The sequence below is a fragment of the Bythopirellula superficialaquae genome, assembly GCF_059632245.1.
Map to the genome: position 1 here is coordinate 5,495,379 of NZ_CP197426.1, position 23,388 is coordinate 5,518,766.

General features: G+C 56.5%; 15 protein-coding genes. 6 read left to right on the forward strand and 9 right to left on the reverse strand.

Annotated elements, in window-relative coordinates; all coding sequences use genetic code 11:
* Window positions 1–225 precede the first annotated feature (225 nt).
* Window positions 226–1,281 (reverse strand): hypothetical protein, encoded by a 1,056-nt coding sequence (locus tag SH678x_RS22720; protein ID WP_496920757.1) that lies wholly within the window; start codon window positions 1,279–1,281, stop codon window positions 226–228.
* A gap of 650 nt (window positions 1,282–1,931) precedes the next feature.
* On the opposite strand from SH678x_RS22720, the gene SH678x_RS22725 reads away from it, so the two are divergent.
* Window positions 1,932–2,516, forward strand: a complete 585-nt coding sequence (locus tag SH678x_RS22725) for an anthranilate synthase component II (protein WP_496920758.1) — start codon at window positions 1,932–1,934, stop codon at window positions 2,514–2,516.
* Window positions 2,517–2,719: 203 nt separating this feature from the next.
* Window positions 2,720–3,922, forward strand: coding sequence for a molybdopterin molybdotransferase MoeA (locus tag SH678x_RS22730; protein ID WP_496920759.1), 1,203 nt, complete (start codon window positions 2,720–2,722; stop codon window positions 3,920–3,922).
* Window positions 3,923–3,942: 20 nt separating this feature from the next.
* On the opposite strand, the gene SH678x_RS22735 is transcribed toward SH678x_RS22730, so the two are convergent.
* Both SH678x_RS22735 and SH678x_RS22740 read right to left on the reverse strand, forming a co-directional pair.
* Window positions 3,943–6,075, reverse strand: coding sequence for a site-2 protease family protein (locus SH678x_RS22735; RefSeq protein ID WP_496920760.1), 2,133 nt, complete (start codon window positions 6,073–6,075; stop codon window positions 3,943–3,945).
* A complete protein-coding gene (locus tag SH678x_RS22740; protein ID WP_496920761.1) occupies window positions 6,060–7,223 on the reverse strand; it encodes a 1-deoxy-D-xylulose-5-phosphate reductoisomerase in 1,164 nt (387 codons plus the stop codon). Before SH678x_RS22740 ends, SH678x_RS22735 begins: the two co-directional genes overlap by 16 nt.
* 334 nt (window positions 7,224–7,557) lie before the next feature.
* Between SH678x_RS22740 and ftsH the strand changes: the two genes are divergently transcribed.
* On the forward strand, window positions 7,558–9,639 hold the full coding sequence (gene ftsH / locus SH678x_RS22745) for an ATP-dependent zinc metalloprotease FtsH (protein WP_496920762.1): 2,082 nt from the start codon (window positions 7,558–7,560) through the stop codon (window positions 9,637–9,639).
* 70 nt (window positions 9,640–9,709) lie between these two features.
* On the forward strand, window positions 9,710–10,048 hold the full coding sequence (locus SH678x_RS22750; protein WP_496920763.1) for a hypothetical protein: 339 nt from the start codon (window positions 9,710–9,712) through the stop codon (window positions 10,046–10,048).
* Between the two features lie 130 nt (window positions 10,049–10,178).
* On the opposite strand, the gene SH678x_RS22755 is transcribed toward SH678x_RS22750, so the two are convergent.
* The 4 genes from SH678x_RS22755 to SH678x_RS22770 form a co-directional block, all read right to left on the reverse strand.
* A complete protein-coding gene (locus SH678x_RS22755; RefSeq protein ID WP_496920764.1) occupies window positions 10,179–11,192 on the reverse strand; it encodes a S1C family serine protease in 1,014 nt (337 codons plus the stop codon).
* 220 nt (window positions 11,193–11,412) lie between these two features.
* Entirely contained in the window at window positions 11,413–12,609 is a 1,197-nt protein-coding gene (locus tag SH678x_RS22760; RefSeq protein WP_496920765.1) for a hypothetical protein, read from the reverse strand.
* Between the two features lie 1,030 nt (window positions 12,610–13,639).
* On the reverse strand, window positions 13,640–13,930 hold the full coding sequence (locus SH678x_RS22765) for a (2Fe-2S)-binding protein (RefSeq protein WP_496920766.1): 291 nt from the start codon (window positions 13,928–13,930) through the stop codon (window positions 13,640–13,642).
* Between the two features lie 11 nt (window positions 13,931–13,941).
* Window positions 13,942–15,132, reverse strand: a complete 1,191-nt coding sequence (locus SH678x_RS22770; protein WP_496920767.1) for a M20/M25/M40 family metallo-hydrolase — start codon at window positions 15,130–15,132, stop codon at window positions 13,942–13,944.
* Window positions 15,133–15,410: 278 nt separating this feature from the next.
* Between SH678x_RS22770 and SH678x_RS22775 the strand changes: the two genes are divergently transcribed.
* Window positions 15,411–17,918 (forward strand): hypothetical protein, encoded by a 2,508-nt coding sequence (locus tag SH678x_RS22775; protein ID WP_496920768.1) that lies wholly within the window; start codon window positions 15,411–15,413, stop codon window positions 17,916–17,918.
* A gap of 883 nt (window positions 17,919–18,801) precedes the next feature.
* Here SH678x_RS22775 and SH678x_RS22780 read toward each other — a convergent pair.
* On the reverse strand, window positions 18,802–19,308 hold the full coding sequence (locus SH678x_RS22780; RefSeq protein ID WP_496920769.1) for a hypothetical protein: 507 nt from the start codon (window positions 19,306–19,308) through the stop codon (window positions 18,802–18,804).
* A 511-nt stretch (window positions 19,309–19,819) separates the two neighbouring features.
* Complete coding sequence (locus tag SH678x_RS22785) at window positions 19,820–21,070, reverse strand: hypothetical protein (protein ID WP_496920770.1); 1,251 nt, start codon at window positions 21,068–21,070, stop codon at window positions 19,820–19,822.
* Between the two features lie 164 nt (window positions 21,071–21,234).
* Between SH678x_RS22785 and SH678x_RS22790 the strand changes: the two genes are divergently transcribed.
* Complete coding sequence (locus SH678x_RS22790; RefSeq protein WP_496920771.1) at window positions 21,235–23,268, forward strand: amidohydrolase family protein; 2,034 nt, start codon at window positions 21,235–21,237, stop codon at window positions 23,266–23,268.
* Window positions 23,269–23,388 lie beyond the last annotated feature (120 nt).

Genomic DNA, 23,388 nt, shown 5'->3' on the forward strand with positions numbered 1-23,388 from the left:
AGAAGGGGCGCGATTACGCAGCGCCCTGTATTGTCGCCCCTACAGGGCTAAAACATTGGGGGCGGACTATTTTCCCAGGGCTGCGCCCTGGGCTATCATAGCGACGCCACGTTGTGGCTGACACGGCCATGCCGATCGCACGCCGTGGTGAGAGATATCACATTTCACTGCCGCAAACAACACTGCTGGGCAAGCTAGCAATTGCACCCAGCGAAAAAGCAAATACTATGCGAGTCGTCCGACATCGAGCGGTTCTACACATCCTAAATAGCGACCCTTAGCTTGCGAAAAATATCTGAACCTGTGTCCCCATGCACCACCTGGCAGAACCAATTCGCTGGAAAGTTTGCACAATTGAATTCGATGAGGTGGCGGAACGAGTTCCGGGCCGAGGAAAAGATACATTTCCACCAAAACTTGATTCTCCGTTTCATATGCCCACAACAGGTGACACCACTTCATTGGTACAAATGTGTTCTCGCCAAAGGGCATGTGGAAACGAGGTCCAGGCTGATCAAAAAACTGCTCGTAATCACCACCACACTTAATAAAGCTTCGAATGGCCTTAAACTGCATTTCATCGCCTGCATAACCGCGACGGCAATGAACTAAATAGTAGTGAAACGCCATCTTTGCGATCGCCCGAAAATAGTCGGTCGAAAAAGTGAATTTCACGCGCCCCGGAAGGGTCCGATTACCCGGTTCTGTCCCTGGTTCATTCCTCCAATTCGTCATGCTGCTGAAAAGATCCTTTGAGAGCTTTTTGTAGTAACCATAATGCGAGCTATCGCAATCAAACGCGACTTCGCGGATGTCGCTTATACCCAAAGAGTCGATTGCTTCCTGCAATCGCTCCCGAGTAATGTTCGGATAGAGTTGAACAAAGTATTCATTTCCATCACCATCCAGAATTCTAAAATGATCTACCGGCTCGGCAGATCTAAAATTTCCAGGTTGTATTTTTATAAGTTCGTACCGTCCGTTACGAAGAATCAAGTGGACAGGTGCTTTGCTATTCTTAGCGCCTCTTTGTTGAATTCCCGCAGCTTTCCTTCGTCCTGGATTTTTTCCGAGAACAATTCCTCTTAAATAACCTTCAGGTCCAGCTTGCGCTACAATTTGCTCTAGGGTGCCAAAATGATTGTTGCATGTAGAACAGCAACCACGGAATCGTGAATCACCTTGAAATTCACCAAAAATTGCTGATGGAAGTACATGATCGCCAGCACCAAGTGCGGGATTGAAGTAGCGTCCGCAGTATATGCATTTGGCAACTCCCATCGTCTGACCTCTCACATATTCTTGCAGACAAATCTATGTTACGTAAGTTCACGCATGTGACTCGCTCGATGCCACTGCACACCTAGTCCAACGGCAGCTTGAGATCATCGGCGGAAACCGATGGCTCCACAAATGGAACGCAATCGCGATATTCAATGTCGTCCCATCGTGGCTCGTCTTTATCTCCTAGCTTTCCGAAATTTTCCTTCCCCACCGCCGCAAAATTCCCCCCAGATTTTGTAGAAATTGTGCCACGCGTTGTGCTAAGGTGCGAAGAGGAGAGGCCAGGGGTCGGAGGCCGGAGGTCAGATGTCTCCCAATGGTCATTGGGTCATTGGGCCTTCGTCATTGAAGCTACTGCTACGCGCTCACCCACAGTCCACCGTCCATAGTCCCCCCCTGACTCTTGGCCGCTTGGGCAAAAAAGAGAGTTCTCGTTGGCCGCTTCCAGGGAATCCCGGAGTTTTCGCACATTCGAACAATCACAAGTGAACTTTACCCGGAATTTTCCCGTCCCATTGTCCGACAGTCTCACCGTCCCCCTTGGTCATTCGGTCATTGAACATTGGTCATTTCCTCCAGTCATTCATCAACCATCCCTCACCGATTACAATGAACGGTCCGCATCGCATCACCTTTACCAACTTGCCATGATCCAAATCATCGACAACTACGACTCGTTCACCTACAACCTCGTGCAGCGGCTGGGGGAAATCGATGCCACGCTCGAAATCTCGGTCGACCGCAACGATCAAATCACGGTCGACGAGATCCTCGCCCGTAAGCCCGACCGGCTGATCATCTCGCCCGGGCCGTGTACCCCGTCCGAAGCCGGCATCTCGGTCGAATGCGTCAGCAAGCTCACCGGCAAGTTGCCGATCTTGGGGGTCTGCCTGGGCCATCAATCCATCGGCCAAGCGCTCGGCGGCAAGATCGTCCGCGCGGGCCGCTTGATGCACGGCAAAGTCGATCAGATCCATCACGACGACAGCACGCTGTTCGATGGCATTGTCAATCCATTTCAAGCAACCCGTTATCACAGCCTGGTGATCAAGCCCGACACGTTGCCTAAAGTGCTCCGAATGACCGCCTGGAGCGATGCCCCCAATGGTGACCGCGAGATCATGGCCGTCGAACATCGCAGCGAACCGCTCTACGGCGTGCAGTTCCATCCCGAGAGTTTCCTCACCCACGCCGGGATGGACATGCTGCGAAGGTTCTTGGCGGTGAATTAATAAATGTCATTCTGAGGCGCCAGCAATAATTTTTTGAGGTACGACCCGAAGAATCTAGCTTCTATAGTCAAAGTTGAAAGTTAAGAGTTAAGTGCCATGCAGTCTGGCTCTAGACTCTGGACTCTCCGCTCTTGGCTAACTAGATCCTTCGGTCGCCTAGGCTCTCTCAGGATGACCTTATAGAAAGCGTGTCAGAAATATCTATGATCACCGTCGACGAAGCCTTTGAACTTGTTCGCCAAGCCGTGCGCTCGCTCCCCGTAGCGCGCGTCCCGTTGAGCGAGACCTTGGGCTTGCGACTCGCCGAGCCGATTGTGAGCGACATGGATTCGCCACCGTTCGACAAGTCGATGCTCGATGGCTTCGCCATCTCGGTCGAAGACCCTTCGCCCATGCGGCGGATCATCGAACAAGTGATCGCCGGCGGAGTTCCTCAGCACGCCATCGAACCGGGCGTCACGATCCAAGTGATGACCGGCGCACCGATTCCCGACGGGGCCAACGCGGTCGTGAAACATGAAGACACCGAGCGGCTCGATGAGTCGACCGTGAGACTTCCCGACAAATCGCTGTCCCCGGGTGCCGGCATCTTTCAACGGGGCGGCTCGTTTCAACAGGGAGAAGAAGTCGTTCACGCCGGCAAGATTGTGCGTGCGATCGATCTCGCGCTGATGGCCGAGGTGGGGCAGGGGATGGTGAGCGTGATTCCCCGGCCGCGCGTGGCCGTGCTCTCGACGGGAAACGAACTGGTCGAATGCAGCCAGCCGCTCGCCGCCGGGCAGATTCGTAATTCCAACGGGCCCATGCTGGTGGCCGCGATTCAAGAAGCCGCTGCGACTCCCCTTGATCTGGGCATCGCGCGGGACGACGTCGATGAGCTACTAACAAAAATCGACACGGGACTCGACGCCGACATTCTGCTGATCACCGGCGGCGTGTCCGCGGGAGTGATGGACTTGGTCCCCACCGTGCTGGCGGAGCTGGGCGTAAAGCAAGTCTTTCACAAAGTCCGTATGAAACCGGGCAAGCCCTTGTGGTTCGGAGTCCGCGAAGCAGAAGGCCGCCGCACATTAGTGTTCGGTCTGCCCGGCAACCCGGTGAGCACGCTCGTGTCGTTCCAGCTGTTCGTGAAGCCGGTCTTGGCCGCGCTGGCGGGTGCGGAATTCGCCGCGGCGAAACCACTGCGCGGTCAACTCACCGCCCCCACCAAACATCGCGGCGACCGTCCCACGTATCATCCGTGCCGTTTGGAACACAATCTCCAAGGACAAGAATCGGTGGACCCCTTGGTCTGGCGCGGCTCCGCCGACTTGGCAGCCCTCACCGATGCCAACGGCTTGATGATCCTACCGGCCGGCGACTACGAACTCGCCGTCGGCACGCCGGTGGATGCGCTGGAGTTGTGAAATCGCTTAAACTTCAAACACTACAAATTCCGATTGATCAGCCCCAAATCGAGCGACAACACGAACAGCATCAGCGACACGATGAACACAAAGCCAATCGTGTGCAGCGCCACCACGAGCTTTTCGCCCGCGGGACGGCCGCGAATGCCTTCCCAAGCCAAAAACACCATGTGCCCACCATCGAGCAACGGGATCGGCAGGAAGTTGATCACCGCCAGGTTGGCACTGAGCATCGTGAGAAACACCAAGAGTTTGCCCACGCCCTCAAACGCCGAATAGCCGGCGGCTTGGGCAATGGTGAGCGGACCACCCAGCGACGTGAGCGGCACCTGAGTGCCCAGTTTGCCCAAGAAGCGGAACACCATCCCCAGCGAGTTGACGGTTTCTCGATAGCCTAAGCGGAGTTGCTCACTGAAGCTGGTCGCTCGGCGCATCTGTTGAACAGGGTCGAACTGAAAACCACGCTCCGGTTCAAAACTATCGGGCACGATCTGTGGACTTAATTCGGCGGTCAGAGTTTCGTCGCCACGCTGATAAGTGAGCTTCACCTTGGCATCGTTCGGCAAGTTTTGCAGCAACTGCATCAACGCCGGCCAATTGTGGCCCCCTTGCTCGTTGAACGTAATCTTCTTCGGGGCATCTTCCTGCTTCTTCTTCTCGCCCTCGGGGAAAATGATTTCGGCGGCAGTCACCACGTCGCCACTCTTCATGCCTTCTTTAGCGGCGGGGCTATCGGGAATCACTTGATTCACGCGATTGAGCACACGATAGGCAATGCCCAAGGCCGGCACGCTCAACGGATCATTCAAAATGATGGTCGGCTCGAGCCAGGTCACATCACGGAGACGCAACGTCAGTGGTTCAGTTGCCTGTCGACCGTCACCCGAAGTTGCTGAACGACGGACCGTGAGTTCAATGTCGCGATTCTCATTGGCCAACCGGCGCAACTGTTCGGGGAGTGTCATAGGATCGGTAAACAACTGCTCGCCCTCGGCAACATCCTGAGGAGCGCCGCTGCCGTAACCCACTTTGTCGATAAAATCGCCGGGCGCGATCTTCTTTTCATCGGCTTCGGTACCCTTTTCAACCGCGACGATCTTGCCCATCTCCATCACCAGCCCGAGGCTGCGCGTCGGCTTGGCGGGGACGGTGATCGTGAGTTCTTCGCCACCCTTGCGCGGTCCGAAGCGATCATCCGACGGTGCTTTACCGCCGCGCTGGACGGTCACCTCAAGCGGTTCGTTGGCGCGATCGACGATTTGCTCGACAAAGTCAGCATACGATTTCACCGGCACGCCGTTAACGGCCACAATATCGTCGTTGCCTTTAAACTTTGGTGAAGCTTCGGCGGCGGCGGAATCTTCCGCCACGGGAAACTCTGCGTTCAAGCGGAGCGATTGCGGCATAAAAATACCAACCTTCGCCAAGCCGCCCGCTTCCTGACTCGGCTTCAGCACAACGGTGCGTTCCGAATCCGTCGACTCACGCCGCACGGTGAAGGGGATGCCGTTATCCAAATCGCCCAACGTGACGCCGCTCTTCAGATCGACGAACGTCGGCTTTTCGATGTCGCCGATCTTCGTGATTTCATCGCCCGTCCGAATGCCCGCTTGATAAGCGGCCGAACCAGGGGATGTTTGCGAAACAACGCAAGGGATATAAGGCACACCAATTCCATAAGCGATCACGGCGAAGATGAAAGCAAAGATCACATTCATGATCACACCCGCGGAAATAATCGCCATCCGTTGGGGCACGCTCTTGGCCAAATAGCTGCGGCTATCGACCATATACTTCGTGCCGTCGGGACCGACGATTTCTTTCGTGGCGATTTGGCTGCCAGCTTGCACTTGCGATTCGCGGACCTGCTCGGCAATGTTGGCCGGATTATCGTCCTGGCCGAGCATCTTCACATAGCCGCCCAGCGGCAAGATGCCGATGCCGTATTCCGTTTCGCCCCATTTGCGGCTGAGCTTGTAGCCGCCGATGTCGAAGCCGATGAAGAACTTTTCGCACTTCACGCCGCACATCTTCGCGACGGCAAAGTGCCCCAGTTCATGGACAAAGATCACAGCCCCCAAGCCAAGTCCAACTTGAAGAATAACCAACAGCCATTCCACGGGTGTCGTGGCGGCGATCAAGCAAATACCCAATGCGTAACCTCCTCTCGAGCCCAACGATCGAGGTCGATCAATTGGTCGAGTGTGGGATGCGATTCAAATTTGTGAGATTCCAATACACTCCGGCAAGCCGGCACAATCTCGGTAAAGTGTAGCTCACCGGCCAGGAAAGCCCCAACCGCAGCTTCGTTCGCCGCGTTCAGCACGGCCCCCGAGCTGCCACCGGCTTGGGCACAGTCGTGCCCCAATTTTAAGGCGGGATAACGGTCTAAGTCGGGCGGATAAAATTCCAAGGAAAATGCCGACTTCCAATCCATACGTTCCGCGATGCTCTTCGTTCGCTCCGGATAATGCAGCGCGTAATGAATGGGAAGCCGCATATCGGGCGGGCTCATTTGCGCCATAACCGAACCATCCACGAACTCCACTAGCGAATGCACGACCGACTGCGGATGCAGCACAACCTGAATTTGATCCGGCTCGACCCCAAACAGCCACCGGGCCTCAATGATTTCCAGGGCCTTGTTCATCATGGTCGCCGAATCCACCGTTATTTTAGGCCCCATGTCCCACACCGGGTGCTCCAGGGCTTCGGCCACGGTCACTTGTTTGAGCTGTTCAGAGCTCATTTGCCGAAAGGGGCCGCCGCTCGCCGTGAGCACCAGCCGCTGAATTTCGCGATGTTGGCCCGCTTGGAGAGCTTGGAAAATCGCACTGTGCTCGCTGTCGACCGGCAGCAAGGCGGCCGACCGCTCGCGGGACAGTTCCATCACCAACGGCCCAGCCATCACCAGCGTCTCTTTATTCGCCAGGGCGACCGTTTTCTTGGCATCAAGCGCCGCCCATGTGCTTTCCAGCCCTGCGCGACCCACGATTGCGGCAACCACCACGTCGACGTCGGGCTCGGCCACGACCTTGTTAAGCGCCTCGGCGCCGATTAATAATTCCGTGCCGGCGGGCAAACCAGACCAATCGAAATTGGCCGCAGTGCGCCCATTGGTCGCCACAACCCAGCGTGGTTGGAATTGGCAGGCTTGCGCTATGAGTTGTTTGAACTTGGAATGGGCCGAGAGCGCAACGGCTTGCAAGCGTCCTTCGCTCGCCGCGATCACATCGAGGGCATTCGTACCGATGCTCCCCGTCGATCCCAGCACAGCAATTCGTTTGGGTGATGAGGACATGCAAATCGGCCCAAAACAATCGGTCGTTTCGGCACAGCAAGCACCGCACCTGCGGCTTGTAGCGAGCGTAGCGAAGGTAATGATAAATTCTTCTGCCCGCCCGCCAAACAACCAATCGCCAAATATCTTGCCAGCGGCGGCAGGGGAAATTGAGCCCTGTATTGTAGGTTTCACGTAGAAGTGTCACAACCCGAGCCGTCCAGCACGCCCGCAGCCAGTCGCGGGGATTCGTTGTCTTTTACGGCAGGCTAACTTACGATGAATTAAGTCCCAACCGGCCATTTGAGCCCCACTCGTCGATTCTGACCCCTCGAACCACGACAGATTAACCGCGATGGAAGATTCCCCCGAAACACCGACCAAGACTCCCAGCGAAAAAAAGAACAACACCCCCAGCGGCAACTTGGTGTGGTATGTCCTAGGTCTCATGGCCCTATTGATTCTCTTGGGCACGATCTGGCAGGGGCAATCGCGGCTCACCGTCAAATGGAGCGATCTCGAAAAGCTCATCGCCATTACGGGCAAGAAGGACAATCTCGAAGACAATTACATCGTCATCGAAGACACGCGCAACACGACGCCCACCGAACTCAAAATTTCGGGATTGAAGGATCTCAAAGTCAGCACCACCGACGTCACCGGTTCGGTCTTGGTCGAACCGTTGAATCCTGATCCTGATCAAGCTTCGTCAAACCAAGGCCCCGCCGCCAATGGTCCGCAAGTCACCAAGTTCATCACCTATCGTTTGCCCAACGAAACTCTTTTGCTCGAAGTCCTCAAGGACTCGGGCGTCGAACACACGCTGGCCGAATCGCCCAGCCCCCTGTTGGGCTACATTCTGCCGCTCACGTTCACCGGTTTGTTGATCGTGTTGATGGTCGTGATGATGCGCCGCATGGGCGGAGCCGGTTCGCCGATGGCCTTTGGCCGCAGCCGTGCGAAGCTTTATGCCCAAGAAGATATTGATGTCACCTTCGACGACGTCGCTGGTGTCGAAGAAGCGGTCGACGAGCTCCGCGAAGTGGTCGACTTCCTCAAGAACCCGGATCGTTATCAACGCCTGGGTGGTCGCATTCCCAAAGGCGTGCTGCTCGTTGGCCCGCCAGGCACGGGCAAAACCTTGCTCGCCAAAGCCGTCGCCGGTGAAGCGGGCGTCCCGTTCTTCAGCTTGAGCGGTTCCGACTTTGTCGAAATGTTTGTCGGCGTGGGTGCCGCGCGCGTCCGCGACATGTTCGGCCAGGCCGAGCAGCGCGCTCCGTGTATTATCTTCATCGACGAACTCGATGCGCTGGGCAAAACCCGTGGCAGCGGACAAATCGGTGGCCACGACGAACGCGAGCAAACGCTCAACGCGCTGCTCGTGGAAATGGATGGCTTCGGCTCGAACAGCGGCGTCATCGTGATGGCCGCCACAAACCGCCCCGAAACGCTCGACCCCGCGTTGCTGCGTCCGGGCCGTTTCGATCGCCATGTGTTGGTGGATCGTCCCGACGTCGCGGGTCGCGAAGATATCTTGGAAGTGCATCTCAAGAACATCAAGGTGGCCGAAGATGTGAAGGTCAAGCAAGTCGCCGCGATCACCAGCGGTTTCGTCGGTGCCGATCTCGCCAACATTGTGAATGAAGCCGCACTCTTGGCCGCGCGCAACGGCAAGAAGGCGGTCGGTATGATCGAGCTCAACGAAGCGGTCGAACGCTCAAGCGCTGGTCTCGAAAAGAAACAGCGGATCATGCAGGAAGAAGAAAAGCTCCGCGTGGCCTTCCACGAAGCAGGTCACGCACTCGTGGCTTACTCGCTGCCCAATACCGATCCCGTGCACAAGGTTTCGATCATTCCCCGTGGACTCGCCGCGCTCGGTTACACGATGCAGCGTCCCGAGCAAGATCGCTTCTTGATGACGCAGGGCGAACTCGAAAGCCGCATCCAAGTGCTGCTCGCCGGAACGGTCGCCGAGGAAATCGTCTTTGCCGACATTTCTTCCGGTGCGCAAAACGACTTGGAGCGCGGTACCGAAATCGCGCGCAGCATGGTCATGGATTTCGGCATGAGCCGCTTGGGCCGCGTCAACTTCCGCGAAAGCCATCGCAGTCCGTTCCTCGCGGTGGGTGGCGGCGATGGCCGCATGTCGAGCCACAGCGAACAAACGGCACGCGAAATCGACGAAGAAGTCAAACGCATCATCGACGAAGGTTTGGAACGGGTGCGTCACATCCTGGCCAAACGCCGCGCCGCGCTCGATGCGATTTCCGAAGAGCTGATGAAGCAAGAAGTCATCGACTCGGAAACGCTCACGAAGATCATCGAAGAAAATTCGCCAAGCCCCATGATCGTCCCCGGCACCGACAGCGAACCCCGCCGATCGGTCAAACTCGCCGACGCCGAACCCGACGGGGGCTCATCCTCGGTGGGCGGTTAATGCCGCTCGCCGGCTTAGCGCGCAACCTTTTGCCAGTTGCCACTGCCATAATCCCAATCACAATGGGATTATGGCAAGCACACAATTTTCAACTGATTCCACGCCCGACCTCCGCGGCCCCATTCTCATTGGCATCGGCCTCGCGACGGTCCTCGCCGCGCAGTTCTGCGCGACGATCCCGCTCGCCTCAGCCATGGCCGTGATCGGCCTGGGTGCGACGTTCACCCTCTTCGCACGGCAACAGCACGAGCTCGTGATCCAGTTCAATCTCTTGATCTACGCTGCGATTGTTTCCTTCACGATTGGCTCTCAATTTTATCCCGGCGGGAACTTTGTCGTCCTCATCGATGCCGCGGCCGCCCTCGTAATTCTCTTCCGCGCATTCAAAACCACCCTCGCGCAAAACTAAAGCCACTGCGTGAACCTGAGTCCCACAGCACGGGTGGACAAGCCACCCCTGGCACCCGCCGAACCACCCTGACTCACGCCTGGGTGCCACTGCTGGCTCGCCCAGCAGTGTCTTCACAACACGACCGGACTCACGCTTCGCGAACAATCAATTCCAACCGCTCCGTACCCCTAAACACCGTCACCGCGAGCGGCATCTCGCGCGGGATCGCCGCCAACAACCGATGCAGATCATCAACGTCGGTCACCAATCGTCCGTTGACTTCGGCGATCAAATCCCCGCCGCGCAAACCCGCGGCACTCGCCGCTCCTTGTCGCGCCACTTCAAGCACTTCCACCACCGTATCGGCAATCAGATCGAGTTCGCGAACCATCTGCCGGGGCAACCGCCGCGTCGTCGCCGTGATCCCCAACTGACGCCGCTGCACACTCCCATGTTGAAAAATCTCCGTCACAACCCATTGCGCCGTGTTCGCTGGGATAGCAAAACCCAACCCTTGGGCAAACGCAATAATCGCCGTGTTCACACCCACGACGCGGCCGCGCGAATCTAGCAACGGTCCGCCTGAGTTGCCCGGATTAATCGGCGCAGCGTGCTGAATCACTTTGTCGATCAACCGCCCGTCGCGTCCGCGCATGTTGCGACCGATCGCGCTCACCACGCCGGTCGAAACGGTGGATTGCAGCCCCAACGGACTCCCCATCGCGATCACCAGCTGGCCCGGCCGCAGGGCATCGCTATCGCCCAACTGCACGTGAACCAAACCGCTGGTCGCCAATCGCAACAACGCCAAATCGGTGGCCGGATCGTCGCCGATCAACTCCGCACCAACACGGTCGCCATCAACCGTCTCGGCCACGAAACTTTCATGTCCCTCGACTACGTGGCTGTTGGTGACCACATACCCATCGGGCGTAATGACAAATCCTGACCCCGACCCCGCGGGCCGACCTTGCCGCAAACCGGTGATACTCACCACCGCCGGCGCCGCCGACTCGACCACGGCGATCACCGCTTGCGAGTAGGCATCGAGTAATTCGGCATCGCTCTGCGACTTTAAGGGAAGCCCCTTCGCCGCGGGCTGAGTCGGTTCCTCCTGCGACTGCGAAACGAATTGCCAAAGTTTTGAATTGTGTGGTCCCATCGTTATTGTCCTGCTGTGCTCTGGTCCGTAAGTCCTCCTTAAACAATAGGCGCGACCACAATCAGAGTGAAGCAACCCCCGAACTGGTCACTTCACGCACCCGGGCGGCGTTCATACTGCGAGGGACCATCGCCTCACCCCAAAAAATTTAGCCCCGCGTGAAGCGAGGCCCCGCCGAGCCACACGCGTGGCCAAGATAACCGCTTTTAAGAAATGTCCATCAGACAACCCGACGACGTAGTCCCGCTAAGAGAACGACGGCCAGACTCATCGACACGAAGGATGACGGTTCAGGCACTGAGAGAATCGCGTACCAAGAGCGCTGAACCCCATTAGGATCAATACCATCCCCGATGATCGCGCGGCCGTTATCGGAGATGTCAATCGCTCTAGTCAAATGCCATCCAGTCAAATCAACTCCTGACGCCTCAAGTAGATCTTCGACAAACGTAAACTGATAGCCTGAGGGCGTATTTTGCCAAAACGCTGCGCTGCTGGTGACTCCATTGGCGTTAGGAGAAGGCTGGCCCCAGATTTGAACGCCCACTAGCCTAGAACCATCGAACGATATACCGCTAACGATCGCCGAAGTACGAGAGTTACCTGGGCCGGCGGGAACATAGACAAAGCCATCACTTGCGGTCCATGTCCAACCAAGCATGTCGTCGCTTGTTTGGCTTCTCCCCGCCAGCACCAATCCATCGCCAGAAATCAAACTCGCCCCTCCTGTTGGTATACCGTCGGTTACTGGCGGTAGTCCTATTACGTCGTAGCCATCTGAGATTGTCCAGCGATACGGCTTGTAATAGGCATCCGCCGTAGTCGTGACCTCTCCGACGACGATACTACCATCGGCAGAGACACCGTTTCCATCACTAGATGGGTCGTAGATCGTATTCAGGGTGCCAAGTGTGCCCAAATTGACTTGCCCCGTGGCTTGGGTCCAGCGAAACGCCCGGCGGCCATCGGGAGTGTCATTGGTTCCCACTACAACCGATCCATCGTATGAGACATCCCCGGCGTAAGCTCGATCAAGCCAATCATCTGAGAATCTTCCCAGCGTTTGATATCCGGCATTTCGGGTCCAGCGGAAAGTTTCGTGACGTTGACTAAGCCCAGTTCCAATTCGAATGCTGCCAATCACTGTCGTGCCATCGCCCGATATGCTGGACACGTCCGTCAGTGAGTAGCCGACTGGCTGTGGAAATGTTTCAATACCACCTGACTCGGTCCATAGCGCGACGGCATCATTTGTTACTTGTCCAGCCACAATAGTGCCGTCAGACGAGAGCCCGCGAATTGAAAAATTGTTGATCGGTATGAATCTTGCGGTTGCCTGTGCCTCATCCTGATTGATGAGATTCCAAATCCAGAAGCAGATCAGCGCACTTGCGCAGCAGAATTTTGATGATTTCATGAGCCATGCCTCCTCTCGAATCAATTAAAGATAAAAAGATAAGAGCTGTGTTCCGGAGGCAAGTGTAAATCTGGCGGCTCTAGATTGCAACAATTTTTCCAAGGGCCGCAATTCCAGTGACCTGTTACTCTTTTAGGGCACCCCTTGGGTAAATTGATCAGAAAATTTCTTCCCATGAAGAAGTACCTGTCTTAACGGCTGCGCAGTCTTATTTCGGGTGCCTGAGCAATGGCCAATATTGTCAGCTCATAACCTTGAAAAGAGAATTCTCCGCACTTTAATCCCTTCCCCCCTGGCCAAAAATCGTTGTGGCAAAGCGATATTCAATCGCGATAATGGTGCTTGCCCTGTGGTAGGCGTGTTCTTTGACAACCAGAAAACTCAGCGGGGACTTTTGGAGCGCGCTCTTCGTGCGTTTCGTCCAAAAGTCGACTCGTTTTGGAACGGGCGAATGTCGCAAGCGATTGAATGATCAGCACTTGCAACAGCGCTATGTGACAAAACCCAGGAGTTTCGTCACCAAAGTTGGGACCCCAGCGTAGAAGCGAAAATTCAGCTTGGCGTTGCTGAGGGGGTGCAAACCAAGCAAAGCACGCAAACCTCGCAAAGCTGAAACGAGAAGCTGATAGCTATGAACCGTCAGCTATTAGCCAGAGGAAGAGGGATTCCCGCCCCACCTTCGTGAGGGCAGGCTCTGCGCGGGAAAGACGTTGAAACTGCGCGCATTCGACACCAGGCACCATTTCCCAAAAACTCCCTATTTCAACTTGATCAACGAGCAGGCGTGAATAAGTTGCCAAAGTTGATCAAGATGACAAAGTTCGAAATACGCAAAGAATCACCAGTCGGAGACTCGTGCCACACGGGAATGAAAAATTCACTACTCGCAACAAGCGAAATAGACCCCGACAAGTTCGACAAGTTGGAAGAGTTGGAAGTCTTGAATTGAGAAGAGAAGTAGCGAGTTGTGAGTCGTGAGTTGCGAGCCAATTGTCCCGCAACTCGATGCTCATAACTCGCAACTCACTACCTAACTCCCCTCCACCGGTGTGGCGCCTGGTGGGGGCGTGCCGCCGCCGCTGCGGACGTAATCGCCGCGGGCTTGGGCGTAGTCGGTTGACTCGGGGAGTTCGGCGGTGGCGTTCGCGCGGCTGGCTTCGAACATTTTTTGGAGGAACGGCCGGCACCAGCCGCAACCGGTTCCCGCGCCGAAGCAATCGGCCAGTTGCGCAGCACGCTGCGGGCGTTCGAGTCGCAAGAAGTTGGCGACCTTGCGCTGCGTGACGTGAAAGCAAAGGCAGAGTTCGTCGTCGGGTTTCATGAAATGAGAGGTCAGAGATTGGTGGCGAGTTGGAGGGCGACGCGGCGGGCGTGGTGGAATTCTACCAAATCCAACCATTCGGAGGTCGTATGAATGTTGTTTTGTCCGCAACCTAAGGTCACGGTGGGGATGCCGTGTGCTGTGAGCCAGTTGGCGTCGAGCCCGCCGTTGGAGATGTTGATCTCCGGCGTGAGTCCCACTGCCACGACCGCGGCCTTCGCGGTTTGGACACTCGGATCGTTCGTCGCGAGATGAAACGATTCGTAATCGAGTTGGCCCTGGATCGTGACTTCGCCATGCTCGCCGGAGCTGTTGCACACCTTTTTGGTCGCCCGGCGGAAGGCCTTTTCGATTTCATCGATGATCCGCTGGCGAAACTTGGGATCATGGGCCCGGGCTTCGGCGCGGATGGCGACGTGATCGGTCACGACGTTGGTGGCCGTCCCGCCGGTGATGACGCCGACGTTGCTCGTGCCCCGTTTGCCTTGTTTCTCGATCAGGCCGTGCCAGCCGTTCTCGACGAGGTCGGCAATGGCGAGCGAAGCAATGGCGATGGCGCTGATCCCTTTTTCGGGATGCCCGCCGGCGTGGCTGGCCAAACCACGAATTTCAATGTTCATTCGGTAGCCGCCGGTGGCGCCGATGGTCAACTTCGCGGGGGATTGGCCATCGAAGTTAAACGCCATCGCCGGTTTGCCCAGCAGGTTCAACCCGACGTGCCGGGCCCCGTGCAGGCCGATTTCCTCCTGCACGGTCCAGAGAAAGGTGAGCGGCGAATGGGGCAAGTCGTCCTGCAGTACGGCCAAGGCCGTGGCCAGCAGCACCGCCACGCCCGTCCGGTCGTCGGCTCCCAAGCCGGTGTGGGCATCGGCAGCCACGATCCGCTTTCCCTTTTTGACCGGCCGCGCGCCGACGCAAATCGGCACGGTATCCATGTGCGCCGAAAGCATCCGCCGCTCGCCGCGAACGGTTCCCGGGAGTTTAAGGACAAGGTTTCCCTGATCCCCCTTGTGGACCGACTTGCGATGGGCCGAGTCGGTCTTCAAGGCACCCGGCGAAACCCCGGCGGCGAGGAGTTTCTCGCGAACGTATTCGGCCACGGGAGTTTCCTGGCCACTCCCCGCGGGGATGGAGAGCAACTCGAGCAACAGCTGCTCGGCTTGGGTGTCGGTAACAGCTGCGGGCTTTTGTTTGGTCTTCACGGTGATAATTCTTGTGTGATTTTCGCGTGTCAAAGTTCACCCATTTTCGCCTGCAAGCACAACCGGAGGCAAGATTGCCTAGTTACGCGAAAATTGCCTGCCTCAACACAATCACCACCAGCATTGCTGGCAAAACCAGACGCAAGAGAACGACGCAGAATACCGATCTTATCTGAACGAGTGCATTTGTGTGTCGTGAACCCACACGGCCCCCACCCGGATTGGTGGCACAACGGCGGAAGCTGTGGCGCTGCGGTCCGCTCCGCACGACAGCTTGGATGGATCCATTTCCCGGGGCAGGAGAGAACAACGACATGCGGTGGGAACGACGCAGACCGGTTTGGCCGTTGATGGGGGGCATGGCTTGTCTGTTCGGACTGGCCGTTGCCGCGCCGTATTGTTGGCAGCATCCCGTTCTCAACGTCCACGAACTCATCGAGCGCCGCCAGCTCGTTCGTCCTATCGAGCAACAAGCCTTGCCCGTGCGTGCGACGTTCGACATGGGCACGCTGCGCACGATGCATGCCACGCTCAAAAGGCTCGTCGAAGTCACCGAGTCGATCACTCCGCCCACGCCCTTGCCGGCACAGCCGAAGGTGATGGTCACGAGCGAAAACGATCGCCTCGCGATGCTCGAAACTCGAAATACAAAACAAGCTTTCTCGCTGGTGGAACCCGTTGCTGCTAAGTCTCAGCCCGTTCCCCACGTTCAAGAGCCTGTCGCCACGATCACGCCGACCCCCTTGCTGCGGCAAGCACCGACGTTGCTGATCGAACGCTTGGAGAAACTCGCCCACCAGCCGCTGGCCACCGAATGGGCCTCGGCGGTGCTTACGCGCGTTCGCCAACTCACCGAAAATCCGGCCACGCCCCCCGTGATCGGTTTGCAAATACTCGCCGAACTCAAGCAACTCGCCGCGGCGGGTCAGATTCGTTCGCTTGAAATCTCGGATCCGGCCGTGCAACAGAATTGGTTGCAAGCTGCTCAAGGTTTGCAGCGGCGGATTGGCATCTGGGAACTGTTGATCGAACGCGGCGGTGCTGAGCCGATCACCCCCACGGCTCAACAAACCACCGACCTCATGCCGGTGATCACCGATATCGCTGCCCTCCTGGCGGGGACGGCCAACGGCGACGAATGGCGTGACTACCTGCTGCTCGATCAAGTGGCCGCCGCCGCGAGCGAAGGGGTCGCCTTCGATCACCTCACGCGGATGCGCTTGAGCCAGGAAGTTCTCTCGCGGCTGAACGATCCTCGTTTGTCGGACCAACAACGCACGTTCATCGCCGCCGAACCGCTCTCCAGTTTTTCGCGCGAACTGCAACCTTGGGCCGCGGGGCCGGTTGATCTCAATAAACTCCTGGCGATTGTCGAACGCTACGAGGCCGACAGCCGCATGCTCTACGCCGAAGCGATTGGCCAACTCTCGCAGCGGATGCAATGGTCGAACGATCCCCAGCTCCAAACACTTGCTCACGATTTGCAGCAGCAATTTCGCGGGGCGAATATGCGGATCGCGCTCAATCACGAGATGTTCAACCGGATGATCCCCAAGCAACCGAGCATCGTCGCGCCGGTGCGCGAACGCATTGCCGGCACGAAGGTCGAAGGCAACTCGAAGACCACCAGCGACGTCGATATCCGCCTCTTGCCGGCCGACGACGCTTGGCAATTGGTCCTGCGTGCCGATGGCCAAGTCCTGTCGAACACCCGTTCCGATACCTGGCCGGTGAAGGTTCGCAACGCCGCCCGCTATGAATATGCCGCCGAAAAGGTGATCACCATCGGCGAGGACGGCCTCGAGGTCGAACCGACCAAAGCCGCCGCCAATGGCAAGCACCAATACCTCGGTGCCGAATCGAAATTCGACCGCGTGCCGTTCCTCGGCGCGATGTTCCGTGGTTTTGCCAAAAAGGAAAATCAAAAATCGCGTCCGCAGGCGATGGCCCAAGTTCGCTCGAAGGTCGTCAACAAAGCCTGTTCGCGGATGGATAGCGAAGCCGATCCGAAGCTTCAAAAAGTCGAGCAACGCTTTCACGATTTTGTCATGGTTCCCTTCGAACAGTTGGCCCTCGCCGCCGAGCCGATCGACATGTTCACCACCTCGGATCGCGCGGTCATGCAATTACGGCTCGCGAATCTCGATCAACTCGCCGCCCACACGCCGCGTCCCTCGGCACCTGCCGACAGCGTCGTGAGTGTGCAGCTGCATGAAACCGCGCTCAACAACGCGTTCGCTGGGCTCGACCTCGAAGGCCGGCGGATGACGCTGCCTGAATTGCATAAATTCCTCGCCGAGAAATTTGGCAATCCCGATGCCCCCATGCCCGAAGATTTCCCCACGCGTGCTCGCATCGAATTCGCCAAGCACGATGCGGTCCACGTTTCGTTTGTCGAAGACCGTTTGGAGTTGGTGCTCAACATCCGCGAGCTGGGCCACGGTCGCGACAAGATTCAAAACTTCCAAGTCCATGCCTATTACCGCCCGCAACTCGACGGGCTGTCGGTGAATCTCGTGCGGGATGAAACGCTGCAATTCGCCGGGCCTCAGCTCAAAACCGGCGCGCGGTTCGTACTGCACGGCATCATGGGCAAGGTCTTCTCGCGCGGCCGCGAGCTGCGCATCGTTCGCAAAACGCTCGAAGACGATCCACGCTTCGACGGGCTCATGGTGACGCAACTGGTGATCGACGACGGCTGGATGGCGATGGCGCTCGGCCCCGTCACGACCGACCGCACCGCCTGGCGGACGCCGAACTACGTTCTCGAAACCGAGATGAAGTAGGGAAGAGCGGCGAGTTATGAGTTTCGAGTTGCGGGACAATTGGCTCGCAACTCACCACTCACAACTCGCTACTTCTCTTCTCAATTCAAGACTTCCAACTCTTCCAACTTGTCGAACTTGTCGGGGTCTATTGCGCTTGTTGCGAGTTGTAAATTTTTTCACTCCCGTGTGGCACGAGTCTGGGGCTTGTGATTCTTGGCTACCGTCCACCGTATTTGGAACTTTGTCATCTTGATCAACTTTGGCAACTTATTCACGCCTGCTCGTTGATCAAGTTGAAATAGGAAGTTTGTGGGAAATGGTGCCTGGCGTGTCGATTGCGCGCAGTTTCAACGTCTTTCCCGCGCAGAGCCTGCCCTCACGAAGGTGGGGGCGGGAATCCCTCTTCCTCTGGCTAACAGCTAATAGCCAAGAGCTAACAGCTTCTCGTTTCAGCTTTGCGAGGTTTGCGTGCTTTGCTTGGTTTGCACCCCCTCAGCAACGCCAAGCTGACTTTTCGCTTCTGCGCTGGGGTCCCAACATTCGCGCCGAAAGTCTTGGGTTTTGTCACTTGGTGATGTTGCAAGTGCTGATCATTCAAGCCGTTGCGACATTCGCCCGTTCCAAAACAAGTCGACTTTTGGACAAAACGCACGAAGAGCGCGTTCCAAAACCTCATTCCACATTCAATTATCAAAGAGCACGCCTACCACAGGAGCACCATTATCGCGATTGAAAATCGCTTTGCCACAACGATTTTTGGCCAGGGGGGAAGGGACCATGGAGGAACGGAGGGCGCGGAGAGATGCTTGCTTCAGAAAAGCCGTGGCGAGTGAATCGAGCGTTAATCGCTTGTTGGAACTTACAACAAGATGGATAGTGACTTTAGTTTTGCGAGTATCATTTAACCAAATAGTGGGGTATGAAAAGGCATTCCAATGGATTGTGTAAAAACGACCCACGCGCCAATTGCTAGTGCGAATAAGGTCACGACAAGCAATGCCTCGTATGTGCTATATCGCCATCGGGGATTGGGCCTTGTCGCTACGGCCAGAAAACCGAAAAGCATCACACAAAACCAATGGGGAATACAAATGAGCGTCCAAGTCATGGTCGCTCCCCAATCTTTTGTTTCAAAGTTGAATCCAAGGGTTCTAGGGTGCGCTGGTTTTTCTTGTACTGGATTGTTGATGGTACGAAATTGGTAGCTGATTGGACGACGAGTCGTTTCTTCCCATGCTATTAATCGAATTGGGAAGATGCCTCGCAGGCTATATAAAGAAAGGTAAGAGTGGCTCGATTCTCTCACCAAGTAATCAACACAGAAGTAGCTGCGAAACCATGATCCAAGAAATAACATGGTTAGAATTAGACAAGAACAGGAAATAGCTTGGCGAAGTGGCTTTTTCATAGTGGCATTGTATTTCAAAGGGTAGAGCTTGCATTCCCAGACTTCATTTTATCGATTGTTATCCAACCCCTTCAGGGTTGCCTTTCATAGTGGGATCATTTCCCAGGGTAGTCGCCGGGGGCTCCGTAACCCTGGGCTGAATGATGGAACCGCTTCGCGGTAAGGGACTGGGTTCCTGCCTCCGTGGGAATGACGTGAAGCAAGCAGACCCTCACCTAACCTCTCCCGGATGGAGAGGGATTAAGCGCCGCCACGTTCGTGAGAAAGATCGGTCACAGAACCCGCTCCGCGTCGCTTCGCAACACGTCGCGGCTAACGAATTTACTGCGTGAAAGACCCTCCCTTAGCCTCTCCCGGTGGGAGGGGGATTGTTTGTTGGCGACTCTTTTTCTTTGCCCCGTGTATTGCCCCGCGTGTGGCTCGGCGGGGCCTCGCTTCACGCGGGGCTAAATATGAACTCGGCGCGGGGACTTGCGTGACCCGGCTGGCCTTTTATCATCCGTCGACGTGACTATTTGCCGAGTGCTGTCTCTGGTGTAAGCAGCGCGGCGGCGATGCTGACTTCAATCGTCATCACGTCGTCGAACACGTCCAAGGGCTTGCCCGTCTTGAGCGTGCCGGTGATGCGGTTTTTTTCGACTTTGAGATTGTTCACAGGGTCATCGATGCTGTTGCCCACGCCGATGCCGCCCGAGTTGAACGAAAAGCTTGTGTACTCGCCCACACTGATGCGAATGTAGCTCGGCCAATTCTCGCCGAAGATATCGTCGATGCTCGCGTCGTCCTGCGTGACGAGCAATTCTTGAATATGAGCGAGCGGAATCGGGCGGTCGGTGAACAGCAATTGCGTCGTGGAGTCGCCATTTTGTTTGGTGCGAAAGGCGGCAGCGTGCTTGAACGTGTACCGCTTACCTTCGAGCACAATGTTGGCCGTGCCGGTGTTCTTGGAAACGTCGACCACCACTCGCGGCAGGGTGGGTTTGTCGTCGGCTGCGGGAGTTCTGCCTGTCGTCGCCAGTGGACCGACATCGGCCAGCGGTGGGATCAACGGCTCTCGAGCGGTCGTTTCATAGCCCAAGACCACGCGCGAACCGATTTCGTGCGCAAAAACATTGACGCTCACTTCGTCGGGGCCGCGTTGGAACTCCGTGTAGCGACGGTCGGCGGTGACGATCGGTTTACGCGATTCCCGCCAGCCTTGGCTTTTGAGTTGTTTGTTGAAGAAATCAAAGACTTCAGGGAGCCCCAACTTGGATTTGAAGTGGCAAGAGTCGTTCGAGTACTCCATGTCTTGGATTCCGGTGGGGCGGGCGACGTGCTTTTGCAGAAACACATAGGCGCGAGGTTGGGGGACACCCGCGGTAATCAACGCGGCGGGGTCACTCGTGCCAGCGAAGTCGAGCCCTTCGCAATCGAAACTAACTTGCACGCCGTCGGAGCGCTTGTCGAATTCCACGACGATCTCCACGCCATCGTGGGTGAAGGTCAGCTCAGCGGAATCGGTTTCGATTTCCAATGCGGAAGGATCTTCGGCCCATCCGCGCTTGGCGAGCTCGCGACGATAAAAGTCGACGAGCGCTGGAAGTGATGAACCCGATGTGAATTCGATGTCGTCGAATGTTGCATCAAATTCCAACTCCCGGACATCGGGAGGAAACGGCAAGGCCTCGGCGCGATTAGAAAACTCGGTTTTCTTTGGTTCGGAGGCATAGACCGTCGATACCAGCAAGGCAACGAAGGGAAGAGCTAAAGTCCAGCGCATGGGATTTCTCGGCAGGGAGAGTAAAAAGTTGTTGAGAGGATTCTAACTTAAAGGACAAACAAGAATAGAAGTCCCGCCGGGTGGTGAATTTCGCTTCCCAAATCGCAGCAACATCGCCAGAATGATCGCCGTGGGATCGATTCTCTTCGCGAAAGGACTTGTCGATGCGTTGCGCGGTTGTGTTTTGTCTGTGTATCTGGCTGGCGCTGGGGAATAGTTCCGTCAGTCAGGGGATCGATGCGATCTATCATGGTGGTGATATCCTCACCATGGTGGGAGAGGAACCGGCCTACGTCGAAGCCGTTGCCGTGGAGGACGGCAAGATCGTGTTCGTGGGTGCGCTGGCCGAGGCTTTGGCCAAGAAAACCGACGACACGAAAGTCGTCGATCTCGCCGGGAAAACGCTGTTACCCGGGTTCATCGACGGTCACAGCCATTTCATCAATGCGCTGCTCGTTTCGCGGCAAGCGAATTGCTTTTCGCCACCGGCCGGGCCCGCGAAGTCGATCAGCGATATCATTACGGCCCTCCAGCAATGCCAAAGGAAGTTTGACATTCCTCCGGGTGAGTTCATCGTTGGTTACGGCTACGATCCCGACGTGCTGTCGGATGGCCGGGAGTTGACGGCCGCGGATTTGGATGCGGCGTTTCCTGATCATCCGGTCTTCGTGCAGCATGTGTCTTTGCACGGCGCGGTGTGCAACTCGGCGGCACTTAAGAAATTCAACATCACCAAAGACACACCGACGCCACCGGGAGGCGTGATCGCACGCAAACAGAACTCGAATGAACCGGCGGGGCTATTGATGGAAACGGCTTGGATGCCGGTGTTCGCGAACATGCCGCAACCGAGCGAAGCGGAAATGCTGTCGCGTTTCAAGGATGCGCAGCAGATTTATGCCGCGGCGGGCCTGACGACGGCTCAAGAGGGCGCGACCATGGCGCATGACGTGGAGTTGCTGCAAAAAGCGGCCGAGCAAGGCTTGTTGGTGCTCGACGTGGTGTCGTATCCATTCATCACGGAAGCAGAAACCGTGCTGCAGAAGAATCCGCCGGAGAGTTTCGGCCGTTATCAGAATCATTTTAAGTTGGGCGGGATCAAGATCACGGCCGACGGTTCGCCTCAAGGGAAGACGGCGTTTTTCACGACGCCCTATCTGACGGGCGGACCCAATGGCGAAAAGGATTGGACCGGTGAACCGACGTTTCCCAAAGGGCAATTCCAAGACATGGTCAAATTGGTCTACGACAAGAATCTGCAACTGCTCGTACATTGCAACGGCGACGCGGCCATTGATTGGTTGATCGAGGCCCATGAAGCTGCCACGCCAGATCGTGCGGCGGATCGACGCACCACTGTTGTGCATTCGCAATTCGTGCGGCCGGATCAGCTTGATAAATATCAGAAATACAACCTGTTGGCTTCGTTCTTCACCGAGCACTGCTTTTATTTTGGGGACACGCACGTCAAAAATCGGGGCGAAAAGCAAGCGTTTTTCCTAAGCCCGATGAAAACGGCTCTCGAGATGGGAATTCCTTGTGCGAATCACACCGACTTCAACGTGTCGCCCATCGATCAGCTGTTCGTCGTGTGGTCGGCGGTGAATCGCACTTCACGGAGTAACAAGATCATCGGCCCCGAAGAAAGAATCACACCGTACGCAGCGCTGCAAGCCATCACCACGGGTAGTGCTTATATGTACCGTGAAGAAGATCTGAAGGGGACGTTGGAGAAAGGTAAGCTGGCGGATTTTGTGATTCTCGATCAAAATCCCGTGAAGGTCGATCCAACCTCGATCAAAGATGTCCAGGTACTGGAAACCATCAAAGAAGGCAAAACGATCTACAGCAAACACGCAGCACCGTCATCGGTACCGGCAGGCGAGTGGCTACTTGAGTCGATCAGCGGCAAGGCATTGCCTGCTGGCATCAAGACGCCTACTCTTTCCGTCAAAGAAGACGGAAGCTTGGCGGGCTTTGGGGGCGTGAATCGCTTCTTCGGCAAAGTGGCCACGGACGACAAGAAACTCTTTGGCCCCATTGGTTCGACGATGATGGCCGGCCCGCCGGAGGCGATGAAGGTTGAGTCGCAGTTGTTTCAGGCATTTGAGAAAGCTACGCGCGCCACAAGCGCAGACGGCAAATTACAGTTGCTGGATTCAACCGATCAAGTCTTGGCGGAATTCGTTTCGCAATAATGATTTGACTCCGAACTATTTGCCAATGAAGTCCATGAAGAAAACGATCTTCCTGGATTTCTCGCGTAGTGTGAATTTTTCGCGAAACTGCGAAACTCCCGCAAGCTTCGTCGGTTTCAC